Consider the following 17670-nt stretch of genomic DNA (forward strand, 5'->3'; position numbering starts at 1 on the left):
GTCAAAAAGCGTCCTCGGGCAATGCGGTACAGGTAGGGTCGCGGCTCTCGACCACGTTGAGCCAGGCACCGATTTTCGGCAGCTCGTAGTGGAAGAAGTAGTCCGTGGCGCCTATCTTGCCAGCTGTTACCGCCCTCGCCTTGTCCGCATCGATCTCGAGCGCCCGCCGCGCCACGTCCAGCCAGATCCAGGCCAGCACGGTGTGGCCGAAGGCTTGCATGTAGGGCACGGCGTTGGCCAGCGCGTCGGCCGGGTCGCCGGTGGACCAGGCGGCCTCGGTGGCGCTGACGATGCGCTGCCATGCGGCCTCCAGCGCCCTGGCATGCGCCGCGAGCGCGGGCACCTTGGCCGCGTGGCCGATGGTTTCGGCAATGCGCCCGCCCAGCAGCTGCAGGCCGCGGCCCTTTTCCATCAGCACCTTGCGGCCCAGCAGGTCGGCCGCCTGGATGCCGTGCGTGCCCTCGTGGATCATGTTCAGGCGGTTGTCGCGCCAGTACTGCTCCACCGGAAAATCGCGCGTGTAGCCGTAGCCGCCATGCACCTGGATGGCCAGCGAATTGGCCTCCAGGCACCACTCGCTGGGCCAGCTCTTGGCAATGGGCGTGAGCACTTCGAGCAAAAGGCGCGCGTCGTCCGCGGCCTGCGCGTTGCCGGTCTTCTGTTCGTCGACCAGCCGCGCGCAGTACAGCTCCAACGCCAGCGCGCCTTCGCAGTACGCCTTCTGCGCGAGCAGCATGCGGCGCACATCGGCATGCTCGATGATGCGCACCTGCGGGCTGGCCGAGTCCTTGGCGACCGCCGTGCCGGGCTGCTGCGCCTTCTTCACGAGCCGGCCCTGCGGCCGCGTCTTCGCATAATCGAGCGAGGCGTGGTAGCCCGCCATGCCCAGCATGGTGGCGGCCGTGCCGACGCCGATGCGCGCCTCGTTCATCATGTGGAACATGCAGTGCAGCCCCTTGCCGGGCTCGCCGACCAGGTAGCCTACCGCACCAGCCTTGCCGCCGACCGGGTACTTGCCTTCGCCGAAGTTCAGCAGCGTGTTGGTGGTGCCGCGCCAGCCGAGCTTGTGGTTGAGGCCTGCCAATGCGACGTCGTTGCGCTCGCCGGTCAGCTCGCCTTGGGTATTCACCATGCGCTTCGGCACGATGAACAGCGAAATCCCGCGCGTGCCCGGCACCAGCTTGCCGTTCGCGTCCGGAATCTTCGCGAGCACGATGTGCACGATGTTCTCGGTGAGCTCGTGGTCGCCCGCCGAGATCCACATCTTGTTGCCGGTGAGCCGATAGCGCGGCCCGAGCGGATCGCCCTGGTAGTCGTCGCCATCGGGCACGGCGCGCGTGGCCACGTCGCTCAGCGACGAGCCGGCCTGCGGCTCGGACAGGCACATGGTGCCGGCCCAGCGCCCCGAGAATTCGTTCTTGGCGAACACTTCCTTCTGCATCTCGGTGCCATGCACCATCAGCAGGTTGGCGTTGCCGCTCGTGAGCATGTTGGAGCCGATGCTGACCGAGGCCATCGCGAAGAAGCTGTTGGCCGCGGCCTGCAGCGTGTAGGGCAGTTGCATGCCGCCGATGTCGTAGTCCTGCGCCGCGCTCATCATTCCCGATTCGACAAAGGCCTTGTGCGCATCATGCGTGGCCTGCGGCAGCACGACCTTCTCGCCATCGAAGTGCGGCTCCTGCGTGTCGACGATGCGATTGGCCGGCGCGTACTTCTCGCGCGCAATGCGCTCGCAGGTGTCGAGCACCGCATCGAAGGTTTCGCGCGAGTGGTCTGAGAAACGCTCGCGCTGGCTCAGCGATTCCGCGTCGAGCCAGTCATAAAGCAGGAAGTCGAGTGTGGGACGCAGGCTCATGATCGAATCGTGATGTTGAGGCTACCGGCTTCGACCGGTAGCACTCGTCGGCCGGCAAAGCCAGGCCCGTTCGTGAAACACCGCGGAACCGGCTCAGCCGGTCCGCCGGTGTTGCCCCCGGAAGGGGGTTGGCGGAGGCGACACGAAGTGCGCCGCAGACTGGGGGAGAGTCAGATGATTTCGAACACGCCCGCAGCACCCATGCCGCCGCCGATGCACATCGTGACCAGCACCTTCTTGGCGCCGCGGCGCTTGCCTTCGATGAGCGCGTGGCCCGTGAGACGCTGGCCGCTCACGCCGTACGGGTGGCCCACGGCAATGGCGCCGCCGTCCACGTTCAGGCGATCGCCTGGAATGCCGAGCTTGTCACGGCAGTAGATCACCTGCACCGCGAAGGCCTCGTTGAGCTCCCACAGGTCGATGTCGTTGACCGTGAGGCCCAGTCGCTTGAGCACCTTCGGAATCGCGAACACCGGGCCGATGCCCATTTCGTCGGGCTCGCAGCCAGCCACGGCAAAGCCGAGGAAGCGGCCGAGCGGCTTCAGGCCCTTCTGCTGCGCATACTTCTCGTCGACCACCACGCAGGCGCCGCCGCCGTCGGAGAACTGGCTGGCATTGCCGGCCGAAATGAGGCCGCCGGGAATGGCCGGGCGGATGCCGCTGATGCCTTCCTTGGTGGTGCCGGGGCGGATGCCTTCGTCGTTCTCGACGGTGACTTCCTTGGTGCGCAGGCCCATCACGGGGTCGGCCACGCCGGCCAGCACGGTGATCGGCGCGATCTCGTCCTTGAAGCGGCCGGCCTCGAGCGCGGCGGTGGCCTTCTGCTGGCTGGCGGCGCCGTACTCGTCCATGGCGTCGCGGCCGATGTTGTAGCGCTTGGCCACCTGCTCGGCCGTCTGCAGCATGTTCCAGTAGATCTCGGGCTTGTGCTTCACGAGCCAGGGGTCGGCCAGCATGTGCTTGTTGGCTTCGTTCTGCACGCAGGAGATGCTCTCCACGCCGCCGGCCACGTACACCTCGCCCTCGCCCGCGATGATGCGCTGGGCGGCGGTGGCGATGGTCTGCAGGCCCGACGAGCAGAAGCGGTTGATCGTCATGCCCGAGGTGGTGACCGGGCAGCCGGCGCGCAGCGCGATCTGGCGCGCGATGTTGGAGCCGGTGGCGCCTTCGGGCGTGGCGCAGCCCATGATGACGTCGTCGACCTCGGCGGCTTCGATGCCGGCGCGCGCGATGGCGTGCTGCACGGCATGGCCGCCGAGCGTGGCGCCGTGCGTCATGTTGAAGGCACCCTTCCAACTCTTCGCGAGCGGCGTGCGGGCGGTGGAAACGATGACGGCGCTGGTCATGGTGAGGTCCTTTGAAGATGGAAGGGAAAGAGGGTTGTGGTCGTTATTGCGCCGGCGCAGCATTGCCGTTGCGCAGGAGCTGGTGATAGAAGCCGATCATCTCGCCGTAGTTGGCGATGGAGACGCGCTCGTTGTTGCCGTGGAAGCGCGCGAGGTCCTCGCCCTTCATGCGCAACGGCGAGAAGCGGAAGACCGCGTCGCTCACCAGGCTGAAGTGGCGCGAGTCGGTGGCGGCCGTCATGAGGCCGGGCGCGACCACGACATCGGGAAACGACTGCCGCACCGCCTGCTGGATCGCGCGGTAGCCCGTGCTGTCGATCGGCGAGACGGGCGACGGCTCCGAGTTGCCCGGATAGCGCTTGATCTTGATCTCGTCGTTGCCGAGCGTCTTGCGCAAGTGGGCTTCCACGCTGTCGATGGTGTCGCCCGGCAGGATGCGGAAGTTGACCGCCGCCTCGGCGCGGCCGGGCAGCACGTTGTCCTTGTTGCCGGCGCGCACGATGGTGAGCGCGGTGGTCGTGCGCAGCATCGCGTTGCTGCTTGGGCTTTTTTCGAGCTGGCCGCGCACCAGCGGCTCGGTGAGCCACAGGTTGGAGAGCATCACGCGGTTGACGCCGCCCATCTCGGGTGCGAGCGCGCCGAACATCTGTGCGGCCACGCCCTTGATGCCGCCGGGCATCGGGTTGGCTTCGAGCCGCGCAAGCGCCGCGCTCATGCTGCCGATGGCGCTGCGCTGCGGCGGCATCGACGAATGGCCGGGCGCGGTGTCGAGCGAGAGAAAGAAGGTGCCGTAGCCCTTCTCGGCCAGGCCGATGAGCGCCGCGGGCTTCGACAGGCCGGGCAGCACGCCGTCGAGGATCAGGAGGCCCTCGTCGAGCACCCAGTCGAGCCGCACGTTGCGCGACTTGAGCAGCTCGGCAATGGGCTGCGCGCCGCGCAGGCCACTCACCTCTTCGTCGTCGCCCATCACGAGGTAGACGGTCTGCCTCGGCTGGAAGCCGCTCGCGACCAGCAGCTCGATGGCCTCCATCTGCGCGAACAGGTTGCTCTTGTTGTCGAGCGTCCCGCGGCCCCAGACGAAGCCGTCCTTGATCTCGCCCGCGAAGGGGTCGACCGCCCAGGCCTTCTCGGTGCCCGGGGCGATCGGCACCATGTCCTGGTGCGCCATGAGTGCGACGGGCTTGGCCTGCGGATCGCTGCCGGCCCATGTGTAGAGCAGCGCCCTGTTGCCGACCACTTCCTTCTTGAGGGTGGCGTGGAGCTTGGGGAACTGCTGCGCGAGGTAGGCATGCAGCCTGTCGAACTCGGCCAGATTCGCGGCCGGGTCGTCGAGGCTGGACACCGTGCGGAACGTGATCCCCGCGGACAGCCGCTTCGCGGCCGCCTGCAGGTCGATGTCCAGCTTGGGTGCGGATGCCACCGCCAGCTGCTGCGATGGCGTGGTCCAGGTCTTGACCGCCACGGCCGCCGCCAGTGCCAGCAGCACCAGCAGCAGCCCGAGAAAGATGCGTTTCAACATGGGCGGTCGGTGTCCCGTCGCGATCAGCCGAACTGCTTGCCTTCGGCGACCAGCTTCTGGATCAGCGGCGCGGGCTGCCAGAACTCGGCATCGTCGCGCGGATTCTTCGCAAAGCGCTTCATGGTTTCGGCCACGTTGTACAGGCCGACCTGCGACGCGTAGTGCATCGGGCCGCCGCGCCAGATCGGAAAGCCATAGCCGGTGAGGTACACCATGTCGATGTCGCCGGACTTCGAGGCAATGCCATCCTCCAGGATGTGCGCGCCTTCATTGATCAGTGCATAGACCAGGCGCTGCACGATCTCTTCATCGGAAATCTTGCGCGGCGTGATGCCCAGTTCCTTGCGGTGGTCCTCGATCATCTTGTTGACCAGCTCCGATGGAATCGCATCGCGCTTGCCGGCCTGGTAGTCGTACCACCCTGCCCCGGTCTTCTGGCCGAAGCGGCCCAGTTCGCAGAGCTTGTCGGCCGTGCGGCTGTACTTCATGTCTGGATGCTCCACGGCGCGCCGCTTGCGAATGGCCCAGCCGATGTCGTTGCCGGCCAGGTCGCCCATGCGGAACGGGCCCATGGCAAAGCCGAACTTCTCGACCGCCTTGTCGACCTGCTGCGGCGTGGCGCCCTCGTCCAGCAGGAAGCCCGCCTGGCGCGAGTACTGCTCGATCATGCGGTTGCCGATGAAGCCGTCGCACACGCCCGAGACCACGGCCGTCTTCCTGATCTTCTTGCCGATGTCCATGACGGTGGCGAGAACATCCTTGGCCGTTTCCTTGCCGCGCACCACCTCGAGCAGCTTCATCACGTTGGCCGGGCTGAAGAAGTGCATGCCAACCACGTCCTGCGGGCGTTGGGTGAACGATGCGATCTTGTCGACGTCGAGCGTCGAAGTGTTGGAAGCCAGGATGGCACCCTTCTTCGCCACGCGGTCGAGTTCCTTGAACACCTTCTCCTTCACGCCGAGTTCCTCGAACACGGCTTCGATGATCAGGTCGGCATCCTTCAGATCGTTGTAGTCGAGCGTGGTGCTCAAGAGCGCCATGCGCTGCTCGTACTTGTCCTGCTTGAGCTTGCCCTTCTTGACCTGGGATTCGTAGTTCTTCTTGATGGTGGCAATGCCGCGGTCGAGCGCCTCCTGCTTCATCTCGAGCATCTTGACGGGGATGCCTGCGTTCAGGAAGTTCATCGAAATGCCGCCGCCCATGGTGCCGGCGCCGATCACGCCGACCGACCTGATCTCGCGCTTGGGCGTGTCTTCGGGCACGTCGGGGATCTTCGAGGCCGCGCGCTCAGCCATGAACAGGTGGCGCAGCGCCAGCGATTCGGGCGTGAACATCAGCGCGGTAAAGATCCGGCGCTCCTCGGCCATGCCTTCGTCGAACTTCACCTTGGTGGCGGCCTGCACCGCATCGACGCACTTGAGCGGCGCCGGGTAGTTCTTCGACATGCCGCCGACCATGTTCTTTGCGAACTGGAAGTAGGCATCGCCCTGCGGGTGCTTGCACGGCAGGTTGCGCACCAGCGGCAGCGCTTCGCCGGTCTTGCCCGCGACGCTCTTGGCGAATGCAACGGCCTCCTCGAACACCGATTCGGGCGAGGCCGCGAGCTTGTCGAACAGCTTCTGGCCCGGCAGGCTGGCGAGCAGTTCGCTCTTGACGGGCTCGCCGCTCACGATCATGTTGAGCGCGGTTTCCACGCCCAGCACACGCGGCAGGCGCTGCGTGCCGCCGGCGCCGGGAATCAGGCCCAGCTTGACCTCGGGCAGCGCAATGCTGGTGCCGGGCGCCGCCACGCGGTAGTGGCAGCCGAGCGCCAGTTCGAGCCCGCCGCCCATGCAGACCGAATGGATCGCCGCGACGATCGGCTTGGGCGAAGCCTCGAGCGCGAGGATCACGCTCAGCAGGTTGGGCTCCTGCAGCGCCTTGGGCGTGCCGAATTCCTTGATGTCCGCACCGCCCGAGAACGCCTTGCCGGCGCCGGTGATGACGATGGCCTTGACGGCATCATCGGCGTTGGCCTTCGCGAGCCCATCGGTGATGCCGATGCGGGTCGAGAAACCGAGACCGTTGACCGGCGGGTTGGTCAGTGTGATCACGGCGACATCGCCGAGCACTTTGTATTCAGCCGTCATGCTGCGTTCCTTGGTGTGTGAAGAAAAAGAAGAAAAAGCACGAGTGTTCTTTTTCGAGAGATTCTAGGCGTTTGGCGTGGCTCAACAATGGCACGCAGTCGCTGTTGGGACAAGAGGATCCGGGGCGCGGCCCGGATCCCTGGAGGGCTTCTTCAGACCTCGAGCCACTCTTTGCGAGTAGTTGCGTCCGCACGCAGGCTGTCCGGCGTGCCGTCGAACACGATGCTGCCGTGGCCCATGACGAGCGCACGGTCCGAGATCTGCATCGCGATGGTCAGCTTCTGCTCGATCAGCAGCACCGAGATGCCCTTGTCCTTGAGCGTCTTCAGGTACTGCCCCACCAGCTCGACGATCTTGGGCGCGAGGCCTTCGGTGGGCTCGTCGATGATGATCAGGTCGGGGTCGCCCATGAGTGTGCGGCACAGCGTGAGCATCTGCTGTTCGCCGCCCGAAAGCACTCCGGCCTCGGTGTGCTGGCGCTCCTTCAGGCGCGGGAACATGCCGTACATGTCGTCGAAGGACCAGCGGCTTCCCTTGCCCGAGCCCTTCTGGCCCAAGAGCAGGTTCTGGTGCACCGTGAGCTTGGGAAAGATCTCGCGGTTCTCGGGCACGTAGCCGATGCCCAGGTGCGCGATCTCGTAGGCCTTCCTGCGCAGGATGTCCTGGTCCTTCCAGCGCAGCGTGCCCTCGGCGTGCACCAGGCCCATGATGGCCTTGGCGGTGGTCGAGCGGCCCGAGCCGTTGCGGCCCAGCAGCGCGACGATTTCACCGGCGCCGACGTTGAAGGAAACGCCATGCAGCACATGGCTCTTGCCGTAGTAGGCGTGGATGTCGTGAAGCTTCAGCATGTCAGTTGGCTCGCGGCACGTTGTTGTTGCGGATTGCGTGTGTTCGAGCGCTGTTGCTCAGGGCGCGTGCACAGGCCACCGGGCACTCCCCTCCGCGAATGTCCCCCGGCTTCGCCTCCTCCTTTATTTCGCTGCGGGGAGCACCCGATGCCCTGTGCACTGGGATACGCGGCTGGTGTGCGGCTGATTACCCGCCGCTCTGACCAACGATCACGCCGATGGGGTGCCTTGCGCAGCGAAATCAAGGAGGAGGCCGAAGGCCGGGGGACATTCGCGGAGCAAGGCACCCCGTCGGCGGGATCGCGCCCCGAACGACGAACAACGCGACGCAAAGAAGAGCGGATTGTCATCAGTGCCCCGCCCCTTGTGCATCGGCGACCGAAGACCCCAGATACGCCTCCTGAACGCGCGCATTGGCACGAACCGCGGCCGGCGTGTCGAAGGCGATGACCTCGCCATACACCACCACCGCGATCTTGTCGGCCAGCCCGAAGACCACGCCCATGTCGTGCTCCACCGTCAGCAGCGTCTTGCCGACCGTCACGTGCTTGATCAGCGAGATGAAGTGCGCCGTCTCGGTCTTGCTCATGCCGGCCGTGGGCTCGTCCAGAAGAATGACGCCGGCGCCGCCCGCGATGGTCACGCCGATCTCCAGCGCGCGCTGCTCCGCATAGGTGAGGTTCACCGCGTGCACGTCGCGCTTGCGCTGCAGGCCGATCTGCTTCATGAGCTCTTCGGTGCGCGCATTGGCGTCGTCCAGGTTCGAGAGAAAGCGCAGGAAGGTGTAGCGGTAGCCCAGGCTCCACAGCACCCCGCAGCGCAGGTTCTCGAACACGCTGAGCTTTGGGAAGATGTTGGTGATCTGGAAGCTGCGCGACAGGCCCAGCCGGTTGATCTCGTAGGGCTTCTTGCCGTCGATGCGCTGGCCGTTCAGCAGCACCTCGCCGCTGGTGGGTGCGAGCCGCCCGCTGATCAGGTTGAACAGCGTCGACTTGCCCGCCCCGTTCGGGCCGATGATGGCCACGCGTTCCCCGGCCCTCACGGCCAGGTCCACGCCGCGGATGATCTCGGTCTTGCCGAAATTCTTGCGCAGCGACTTCAGTTCCAATGCGAATTGCGCGCTCATTACGCAGCCTCCCGGCGCTTGATTTCTGCTTCGATCTCTTCCTGCGCCTGGCCCCAGACACGCACGAAGCGGCGGCGCGCCACCTCCAGCGCAGCCAGGCCCACGGCCAGGATCGCGGCGGCGCCGAGCCAGCTGGTCGCACCCGAGGTGTCCAGCGCCATGCCGAAGAAGTTCAGGTTAGGCCCGAGCGCCGCATTGAGCTGGATGTGATAGATCATCTCGATCAGCGCGGCGGCGCCCACCACCACCGGCACCAGCGCCACGGCCAGCGCGATGTACAGCAGCCAGAAACGGTTGAACTTGCCGAACTTGGCGACCCGCAGGTTCATCATCACCAGGCTGGCGATGCCGCCGGGTGCGAACATCACCATGAACACGAACACCAGGCCGAAGTAGAGCTGCCAGGCCTTCGAGAGCTCCGACAGCAGGATCGAGGCGAACACCAGCAGCACCGCGCCGATGATCGGCCCGAAGAAGAACACCGCGCCGCCCAGGAAGGTGAACAGCAGGTAGCCGCCCGAACGGATGGCGCTCAGGCTGTCGGCCGCGTTCACGATCTCGAAGTTGATCGACGCCAGCCCACCGCCAATGCCTGCGAAGAAGCCCGCGATGATGAAGGCAAAGTAGCGCACGCGCTGCGTGTTGTAGCCGATGAACTCCACGCGCTCCGGGTTGTCGCGCACCGCGTTCAGCATGCGCCCGAGCGGCGTGCCGGTGAAGGCATACATGAGCGCTGTGCAGACGAAGCAGTAGGCGGCGATCAGGTAGTACACCTGGATCTGCGGGCCGAAGTTGAAGCCGAAGAAGGTCGGGCCGTACACGCGGTTGGTGGTGATGCCCCCCTCGCCGCCGAAGAAGCTCGGGAACATCAGCGCCATGGAGGCCACCAGCTCGCCGATGCCCAGCGTGATCATCGCGAAGGTGGTGCCCGACTTCTTCGTCGTGACGAAGCCCAGCAGAATGGCAAAGAACATGCCGGCCAGGCCGCCCACCAACGGAATGGCCACCAGCGGAATCTGCAGCCCGCCCTTGTCGCCCATGTTCATCACGTGGATGGCAAGGAAGGAACCGAGCCCGACATACACGGCATGCCCGAAGCTCAGCATGCCGCCCTGCCCCAGCAGGATGTTGTAGCTCAGGCAGATGACGATCAGGTAGCCCATCTGCGAGAGCATGGTGAGCGCCAGGCTGCTCTTGAACAGCATCGGCGAGACGATCAGCACGATCGCGAACAGCGACCAGATCAGGAAGCGGCCGATGTTCCAGGGCTTGAAGCGGTAGTACTGCGTGGTGATCGCAGTGGTCGTGGTGGTTGTGCTTGTCATGGTTTCAGTCCTCCCGGGTGCCAAGAAGACCCTTGGGCCTGAAGATGAGAATCAGCACCAGGAACAGGTACGGCAGGATCGGCGCGACCTGCGAGATCGTGAGCTTGAGCAGCTCGTAGCCGAAGGTCTGGTCGGTCACGGTAAAGCCCAGCATCTGCAGGCCGCCGGCGAACGACTGGTCCATGGCCACCGCGAAGGTCTGGATGATGCCGATCAAGAGCGACGCCAGGAATGCGCCGGCCAGCGAGCCCATGCCGCCGACCACCACCACCACGAAGATGATCGAGCCGACCGAAGCCGCCATCGCAGGCTCGGTGACATAGGTGTTGCCGCCCACCACGCCCGCAAGACCCGCGAGCGCGGCACCGCCGCCGAAGACCAGCATGAAGACGCGCGGCACGTTGTGGCCCAGCGCCTCGACCATGTCGGGGTGCTTGAGCGCCGCCTGGATCACCAGGCCGATGCGCGTGCGCGTGAGCAGCAGCCACACCGAGATGAGCATCAGCACCGCCACCAGCATGATGAACGAGCGCGACTTGGGAAACTGCGTGCCGTACAGCGAGAACAGCGGCCCCTGCAGCTGCGGCGGCAGGCCGTAGGGCACCGTCGAGCGCCCCCAGGCGAGCTGCACCAGCTCCAGGATGAGGTACGAAAGCCCGAAGGTCACCAAAAGCTCCGGCACATGGCCGAACTTGTGGACCCGGCGCAGGCTGTAGCGCTCGAAGGCCGCGCCCAGGAGGCCCACCAGCAGCGGCGCGATGAACAGCGCCGGCCAGAAGCCGACGATGCCCGACAGCGTGTAGGCGATGTAGGCGCCCAGCATGTAGAAGCTGGCGTGCGCGAAGTTGAGCACGCCCATCATGCTGAAGATCAGCGTAAGGCCGGAGCTCAGCATGAACAGCAGCAGCCCGTAGCTGACGCCGTTGAGCAGCGAGATGACGAAGAATTCGACGTTCATCGGTCTTTCGTGTCAGGTAAGAAAAGAAAAAGGCCCGAGTGTTGAAGTCGGGCCTCGACCGGTCGGCGCGCGATCAGGCGATCACGAGTTGTTGGGCCGCTTCATCTGGCACGTGGTGGGCGTGCTCGCAACGTAGGCTTCGTAGAACTTGACGGGCGCCAGCGTGTAGCCGGTGTTCTCCGGGCTGTAGGGGTTCTTGGCGTCGGCCTTCTGCCAGCGCGTGATCCACAGGCCCTGCTGCAGCTGGTGGTCGGACTTGCGCATCTCGACATCGCCGTTGAAGCTCTTGAACTTCATGCCTTCCATCGCGGCCGCCACCTTGACGGGCTCGGTCGACTTGGTTCGCACGAAGGCTTCGCTGAGCATGGCGTACACCGTGTAGATGTCGGTGGTGTACATGTCGTCGTTGAACTTCTTCTTGAACTCGTTCATCAGCGGCTGCACGGGGCCGGGCGCGTTGTAGTGGCTGTAGCCCACCTGGTAGACCTTGCCGTCCGAAGCCGCGCCCATGGCGGTGGGCGTGCCGTTGGTCACGGCATAGTAGGTGTAGAACTTGACGTTCAGGCCCGAGTCGTTGGCCGACTTGATGAGCAGTGCCAGGTCGGAACCCCAGTTGCCGGTGATGACGGTGTCGGCACCCGAGGCCTTGATCTTGGCGATATAGGGCGAGAAGTCGCGCACCTGGGCCAACGGATGCAGGTCGTCGCCCACGATCTCGACATCGGGCCGCTTGTCCTTGAGGTTCTGCTTGGCGAACTTGGAGACCTGCTGGCCGTGCGAGTAGTTCTGGTTGATGAGGTAGACCTTTTTGATGTCGGGCTGCTCCTTCATGAAGGCGGTCAGCGCTTCCATCTTCATGGAGGTGTCGGCATCGAGGCGGAAGTGCCAGTAGCTGCACTTGCTGTTGGTGAGGTCGGGGTCGACGGCCGCGTAGTTGATGTAGAGCACTTCCTTGCCCGGGTTGCGGGCGTTGTGCTTCTCGAGCGCGTCGATGATGGCCAGCGCCGGCCCGGAGCCGTTGCCCTGCACCACGTAGCGCGCACCCTGGTCCATGGCCGAGCGCAGGGCGCTGGTGGTTTCCTGCGGGCTGAGCTTGTTGTCGATGGCGATGACTTCGAACTTCACGCCGGCCGCGTTCTTCTTGTTGAACTCCTCGGCCAGGAACTGGAAGGTCTTGAGCTGGTTGGTGCCGACCGCGGCCATCAGGCCCGACAGCGGGTCGAGCCACGCGATTTTGACGGTTTCACCCTTCTGGGCCAGTGCGCCGGCGGCACTTGCGGCAAGGATGGCTGCGGTAGCGATTTTCAGAGCGAACTTCACGATCTATATCTCCTGGTCAAACCGAATCAAAAAGACTTGCACGAGCGTACAAGCGTTCACTGCCCCTCCCCTCAGGGAATGCCCGAAGGGGGCGGCCGCAAAGGCCCGTTTCTATCGCGCAGGCGACAGCGCATTTCTCCAATTTCTACCTAAGGGTAAACAGCTTCTACCCACGAGTAGGAAATGCGTTCACAAAGACGCTCAAGGGCGCTTCATCTGGCAAGTCGTCGGCGTGCTGGCCACATACGACTCGTAGTACTTCACGGGGACATTGGTGTAGCCGGTGTTCTCGGCGTCGTAGGGGTACTTGGCGCTGGCCTTTTCCCAGCGCGAGATGTAGAGGCCCTGCTGCAGCTGGTGGTCGGCCTTGCGCACCTCGACCTCGCCGTTGAAGCTCTTGATCTTCATGCCTTCGAGCGCCGCGGCCACCTTGACCGGATCGGTCGACCTGGTCTGCACGAAGGCGGCGTCAAGCAGCGCGAACGTGTGATAGATCGACGATTGCGTCAGGTCGTCGTTCATCTTCTTCTTGTAGCCGGCGAGCAGCTTCTGGATCTCGCCGCCCATGTTGTAGTGGCCATAGGCCACCGTGTAGATCTTGCCGGCGGAGGTGGCGCCCATGGCCGTTGGGGTGCCGGTGCCGAATGCGTAGTAGGTGAGGAACTTGACGTCCAGGCCCGAGTCGTTGGCCGCCTTGATGAGCAGCGACAGGTCGGAACCCCAGTTGCCGGTAATGACGGTGTCCGCACCCGATGCCTTGATCTTGGCGATGTAGGGCGAGAAGTCGCGCACCTGGGCGAGCGGGTGCAGGTCGTCGCCCACGATCTGGATATCGGGGCGCTTGGTCTTGAGGTTCTCTTTGGCGAACTTCGACACCTGCACGCCGTGCGCATAGTTCTGCCCGATGATGTAGACCTTCTTGATATCGGCCTGGTCCTTCATCCAGGTGGTCAGCGCCTCCATCTTCATAGAGGTGTCGGCGTCCAAGCGAAAGTGCCAGTAGCTGCATTTGCTGTTGGTGAGGTCTGGATCGACCGCCGCATAGTTCAGGTAGAGCAGCTCCTTGCCCGGATTGCGCGCGTTGTTCTTCTCGACGGCATCGATGATTGCCAGCGCCGGGCCGGAGCCATTGCCCTGGGTGATGTAGCGCGCCCCCTGGTCCTGCGCCGAGCGCAGCGCCGCGGTCGTCTCTTGCGGACTCAGCTTGTTGTCGATGGCAATGATCTCGAACTTCACGCCCGAGGCATTCTTCTTGTTGAACTCTTCAGCCAGGAACTGCGTGGTCTTGAGCTGGTTGGTTCCCACCGCCGCCATCAGGCCCGACAGCGGATCGAGCCAGGCGATCTTGACGGTCTCGCCCTTCTGGGCGAATGCGGCCGTCATGCCGACCAACATGGCACAGGCGGCTGCTGACTTGATGGCAAATTGCATGAAGAGTCTCCGAAGTGAAAGGCGGGATGCCAGCGTACAAGCGCCCTTTTCTTCGCCGCACAGGGATTGCCCGGAAGCAAGGCCGCCGAAGCGGCCTTGCTATCGCATGCGCGACAGTGCAGCGGGGCTTTGGCGCTTGGTCAGGTGGTGGTGGGAAGCTTGTAGTCCTTGAGCAGTTCGCGCAGCCGGGTCTTGAGGATCTTGCCGGTGGCACCGATCGGGATCGCCTCGACAAAAACCACGTCGTCCGGAATCTGCCACTTGGCAGTCTTGCCCTCGTAGAACTTCAGCAGTTCCTCGCGCGCGACCTCGGCGTTGGGCTTCTTCACCACCGCGATGATCGGCCGCTCGTCCCACTTGGGGTGGTACACGCCGATGCAGGCGGCCATGGCGACGGCCGGGTGCGCGACGGCGATGTTCTCGATCTCGATGGAGCTGATCCACTCGCCGCCGGACTTGATCACGTCCTTGCTGCGGTCGGTGATCTGCAGGTAGCCCTCGGCGTCGATGGTGGCAACGTCGCCGGTGGGGAACCAGCCGCGGCCCTGCTCGTCGCGGATGAGCGGATCGCCGCCCTCGCCCTTGAAGTATTCCTTCACGATCCACGGGCCCTTGACCAACAGGTCGCCGTAGGCCTTGCCGTCCCAGGGCAGTTCCTTGCCGTCGCCGTCGACGATCTTCATGTCGACGCCGAAGATCGCGCGGCCCTGCTTCATGCGGATCTGCAGCTGCGCGTCGGGCGGCAGCGACAGGTGCTTGTTCTTGAGCGTGCACAGCGTGCCCAGCGGGCTCATCTCGGTCATGCCCCAGGCATGCAGCACCTCGACGTTGTAGTTCTCCTGGAACGCCGTGATCATGGCCGGCGGGCAGGCCGAACCGCCAATGACGGTGCGGTTGAGCTTGCTGAACTTCAGGCCGTTGGACTGCATGTGGCCGAGCATCATCTGCCACACGGTGGGCACGCCGGCCGCGAAGGTCACGCCCTCCGATTCGATCAGTTCGTACACCGACTTGCCATCAAGCGCCGGGCCGGGAAACACGAGCTTGCAGCCCACCAGCGCGGCCGAGTACGGAATGCCCCAGGCGTTGACGTGGAACATCGGCACCACCGGCAGCACCGAGTCGCGCGCCGACAGCCGCATGACGTCGGGCAGGGCCGCGGCGTAGGCATGCAGCATGGTCGAGCGGTGGCTGTAGAGCGCGGCCTTGGGGTTGCCCGTGGTGCCGCTCGTGTAGCACATGCTCGAGGCCGAGTTCTCGTCGAAGGTGGGCCAGTCGTAGCCGGTGGACTGCCCGCCGATCCAGCTTTCGTAGCTCACGAGGTTGGGCACGCCGCTGTCCGCCGGCAGCTTGTCGACATCACAAAGTGCAATCCATTTCCGAATCGTGGGGCACTTGGCATGCACTGCCTGCACCAGCGGCAGGAAGCTGAGGTCGAAGCACAGGATCTGGTCTTCGGCGTGGTTGGCGATCCAGGCGATCTGGTCGGGGTGCAGGCGCGGATTGATGGTGTGCAGCACGCGGCCGCTGCCGCTCACGCCGTAGTACAGCTCCAGATGCCGGTAGCCGTTCCACGCCAGGGTGGCGATGCGGTCGCTGAACAGCAATTGCTCGCCGTCCAGCGCATTGGCCACCTGCCGGGCGCGCGATGCGATACCGCCCCACGTCGTGCGGTGGATGTCGCCCTCGACCCGGCGCGAGACGATCTCGCCGTCGCCGTTGTGGCGCTCGGCGAACTCGATCAGCGACGAGATCAAAAGCGGTTGGTCTTGCATCAAACCCAGCATCTACGGACTCCTTTTTGAAATGACTTCATGAAAGCTTGCGAACAACGGATTCACGCAAGCTTCGGCCACTTCCACAATGACACAAACCCGCACTGCCGGATTGAACGGAGCGGCTCATCGGAGCCGCGCTCAAGGCACGGCCTGCACCGGTGTGATCACGGCCGCCGAGGCCGTGGCGTCGAGCCGCAGCTGCGACGGCCATGTCGCCCAGGTTGCACCAAGTTCGGGCGTGTTCGGGTCGCCCTTGCGCATGAAGGCGCCGACGCTGGCCATGACGGCGTTGGACAGGGCGAGCCGGCCCGGCTGGTTGGCCTTGCCGCCCATCACGTTGCTGAGCAGCGAGCCGCCGAAGTTGCCGAACACGAAGGGCAGGTCGAAGGCATGCGAGGCCCCGTACACGTCGTTCCACGGCGAGGGCTCCTGCGCCCAGTCGAGGCGGTAGTGCCAGATGTTCGACTGCTGCGTCTTCATCGTGTTGAGCAGGTTGTCGCGGTTGGCTTCGAACAGGCCCTTCGTGATGACGGCGGTCGCCGCGTTGTAGCCCGTGACGGGCGTGTCTACCGGAAGGTAGAACGGATCGATGATGTCGGCCACCGTGAGCGTGGACGGCGCGTCGGGGTCGAAGCCGAACATCATCGAGAAGCGCTGGGCATCGGTGACGATCCAGCCCGGCTTCGGGAAGCCGATGGTTCCCAGCAGCGAGGCGAAGAGCTTGCCCTCGTCGCGCGTGTTGCCCGCGAGCATCGGCACCTTGGCGTAGTTGCCGGCCGCAATGGCGCCGATCGGATCCACGGGCAGCACCGTGCCGTCGGGAATCGGCGCGACGCTGCCCAGGCCGTTGGCAACCGCCGTGGCCAGCATCGCCCCACCCTCCTGGGCGCGCAGGTACTCGGCAATCTGCGCCGGCGTGCGCGTGCCGATGTAGGCCTTGGCGGCGGCCGCGTCGGCGGCGGTGCCATCGGCCACGAGCAGCTTCTCGAGGATCGCCTGCCCCTGCGCGAGCGAAGCCGATGCCGGCGCCAGCGTCGGCAGCGTGCCTGGCGGCAGGTTGCTCGCGAGCGAGATGCCGCCGCTCATCTCGAAGGCCTTGTGGAACAGGCCCTTGGCCATCGGCGAGGTCATCACCGCCAGCAGGTTGGTGGCGCCGGCCGATTCGCCCGACAGCGTGACGTTGCCCGGATCGCCGCCGAAGCTCGCGACGTTGTTCTTGATGAAGCGCAGCGCCGCCATGTTGTCGAGCAGCGCGAAGTTGCCCGAGTCGTCGCCCGCGCTGCCGCCCGGGCGCAGCTGCGGCATGTTCAGGAAGCCCAGGATGCCCAGGCGGTAGCTGGCGGTGATGACCACCGCGTTGGCGGCCTTCGCGAGCCGGGCACCGTCGTAGAGCGGATCGGCCGTGTAGCCCGAGATATTGCTGCCGCCGTGCACGAACAGCAGCACCGGCAGGTTCCGCTCGTCCGTCGCGGGCCGCCAGATGTTGACGAACAGGCAGTCCTCGCTGCCGACCGGCTTGCCCAGCATGGTGCCGATGGAGGCGTCGTAGGTGTTGTTGGCGCCGGGGCTGAAGAGGCGGCCGATCTGCAGGCAGGCATTGCCGAACTTCGCGGCCGGGCGGATGCCGCTCCAAGCCTCGGGTTCCACCGGCGCACGCCAGCGCAGCGCGCCGACCGGCGGCTGCGCGAAGGGAATGCCCTTCCAGAACCAGGTGCCCGAGCTGGCGCTGTCGTCCACGCCCTCGATCTTGCCGGCGGTGGTCTGGCGCACCATGGGACCATCGGCGGCCGGTGGCGGCGCGGCCGGTGGTGGTGGCGGCGACGCAGGCGGCGCGGCCGGCAGGAACGAGAACGACGAGCCCGAGGAGCCGCCGCCGCAGGCCGCAAGGGCCAGACAGGCCGCCGCGGCCAGGGCCCGCGCCGCTGTGGTCGTTGCCGTCATGCCCTGGTTTTCTGGCCGGGCGCGTACCGCTGCTGTCAGTGCCGTATTCATTTTTTGTCTCCACACCGGGTTAATCGGAATTCCTGCCTGCGCG

The 17670-nt window shown here is 65.2% G+C and carries 12 protein-coding genes; all 12 read right to left on the bottom strand.

Translation table 11 applies throughout. The annotated features are described in order from the left end of the window. Position 1 precedes the first annotated feature (1 nt). Entirely contained in the window at positions 2-1855 is a 1854-nt protein-coding gene (locus L1081_RS08050) for an acyl-CoA dehydrogenase C-terminal domain-containing protein (protein WP_489415960.1), read from the bottom strand. A 170-nt stretch (positions 1856-2025) separates the two neighbouring features. Continuing rightward, positions 2026-3201, bottom strand: coding sequence for an acetyl-CoA C-acyltransferase (locus L1081_RS08055; protein WP_489415961.1), 1176 nt, complete (start codon positions 3199-3201; stop codon positions 2026-2028). A gap of 43 nt (positions 3202-3244) precedes the next feature. Next, positions 3245-4720 (bottom strand): M20 family peptidase, encoded by a 1476-nt coding sequence (locus L1081_RS08060; RefSeq protein WP_489415962.1) that lies wholly within the window; start codon positions 4718-4720, stop codon positions 3245-3247. Between the two features lie 23 nt (positions 4721-4743). Next, positions 4744-6849, bottom strand: a complete 2106-nt coding sequence (locus tag L1081_RS08065; RefSeq protein WP_489415963.1) for a 3-hydroxyacyl-CoA dehydrogenase NAD-binding domain-containing protein — start codon at positions 6847-6849, stop codon at positions 4744-4746. Between the two features lie 152 nt (positions 6850-7001). Next, positions 7002-7697, bottom strand: a complete 696-nt coding sequence (locus L1081_RS08070; RefSeq protein WP_489415964.1) for an ATP-binding cassette domain-containing protein — start codon at positions 7695-7697, stop codon at positions 7002-7004. 349 nt (positions 7698-8046) lie between these two features. Beyond that, the gene (locus L1081_RS08075; RefSeq protein WP_489415965.1) at positions 8047-8823 is read right to left on the bottom strand and encodes an ATP-binding cassette domain-containing protein; all 777 of its coding nucleotides are present in this window, start codon (positions 8821-8823) and stop codon (positions 8047-8049) included. Beyond that, entirely contained in the window at positions 8823-10148 is a 1326-nt protein-coding gene (locus L1081_RS08080; RefSeq protein ID WP_489415966.1) for an ABC transporter permease subunit, read from the bottom strand. The genes L1081_RS08075 and L1081_RS08080 overlap by 1 nt, the downstream gene beginning before the upstream one ends. 4 nt (positions 10149-10152) lie before the next feature. Further along, positions 10153-11106, bottom strand: coding sequence for a branched-chain amino acid ABC transporter permease (locus L1081_RS08085; protein WP_012748031.1), 954 nt, complete (start codon positions 11104-11106; stop codon positions 10153-10155). 81 nt (positions 11107-11187) lie between these two features. Then, positions 11188-12426 (bottom strand): ABC transporter substrate-binding protein, encoded by a 1239-nt coding sequence (locus L1081_RS08090; protein ID WP_489415967.1) that lies wholly within the window; start codon positions 12424-12426, stop codon positions 11188-11190. Positions 12427-12627: 201 nt separating this feature from the next. Continuing rightward, the gene (locus L1081_RS08095; protein ID WP_489415968.1) at positions 12628-13857 is read right to left on the bottom strand and encodes an ABC transporter substrate-binding protein; all 1230 of its coding nucleotides are present in this window, start codon (positions 13855-13857) and stop codon (positions 12628-12630) included. A 140-nt stretch (positions 13858-13997) separates the two neighbouring features. Further along, positions 13998-15644, bottom strand: coding sequence for a 3-(methylthio)propionyl-CoA ligase (locus L1081_RS08100; protein ID WP_489415969.1), 1647 nt, complete (start codon positions 15642-15644; stop codon positions 13998-14000). A 129-nt stretch (positions 15645-15773) separates the two neighbouring features. Beyond that, positions 15774-17576 (bottom strand): carboxylesterase family protein, encoded by a 1803-nt coding sequence (locus L1081_RS08105; RefSeq protein ID WP_489415970.1) that lies wholly within the window; start codon positions 17574-17576, stop codon positions 15774-15776. Positions 17577-17670: the final 94 nt, after the last annotated feature.

Origin of the sequence: Variovorax sp. MSC1_012 (assembly GCF_023667525.1) — a bacterium.
Taxonomy (GTDB): domain Bacteria; phylum Pseudomonadota; class Gammaproteobacteria; order Burkholderiales; family Burkholderiaceae_C; genus Variovorax; species Variovorax beijingensis_B.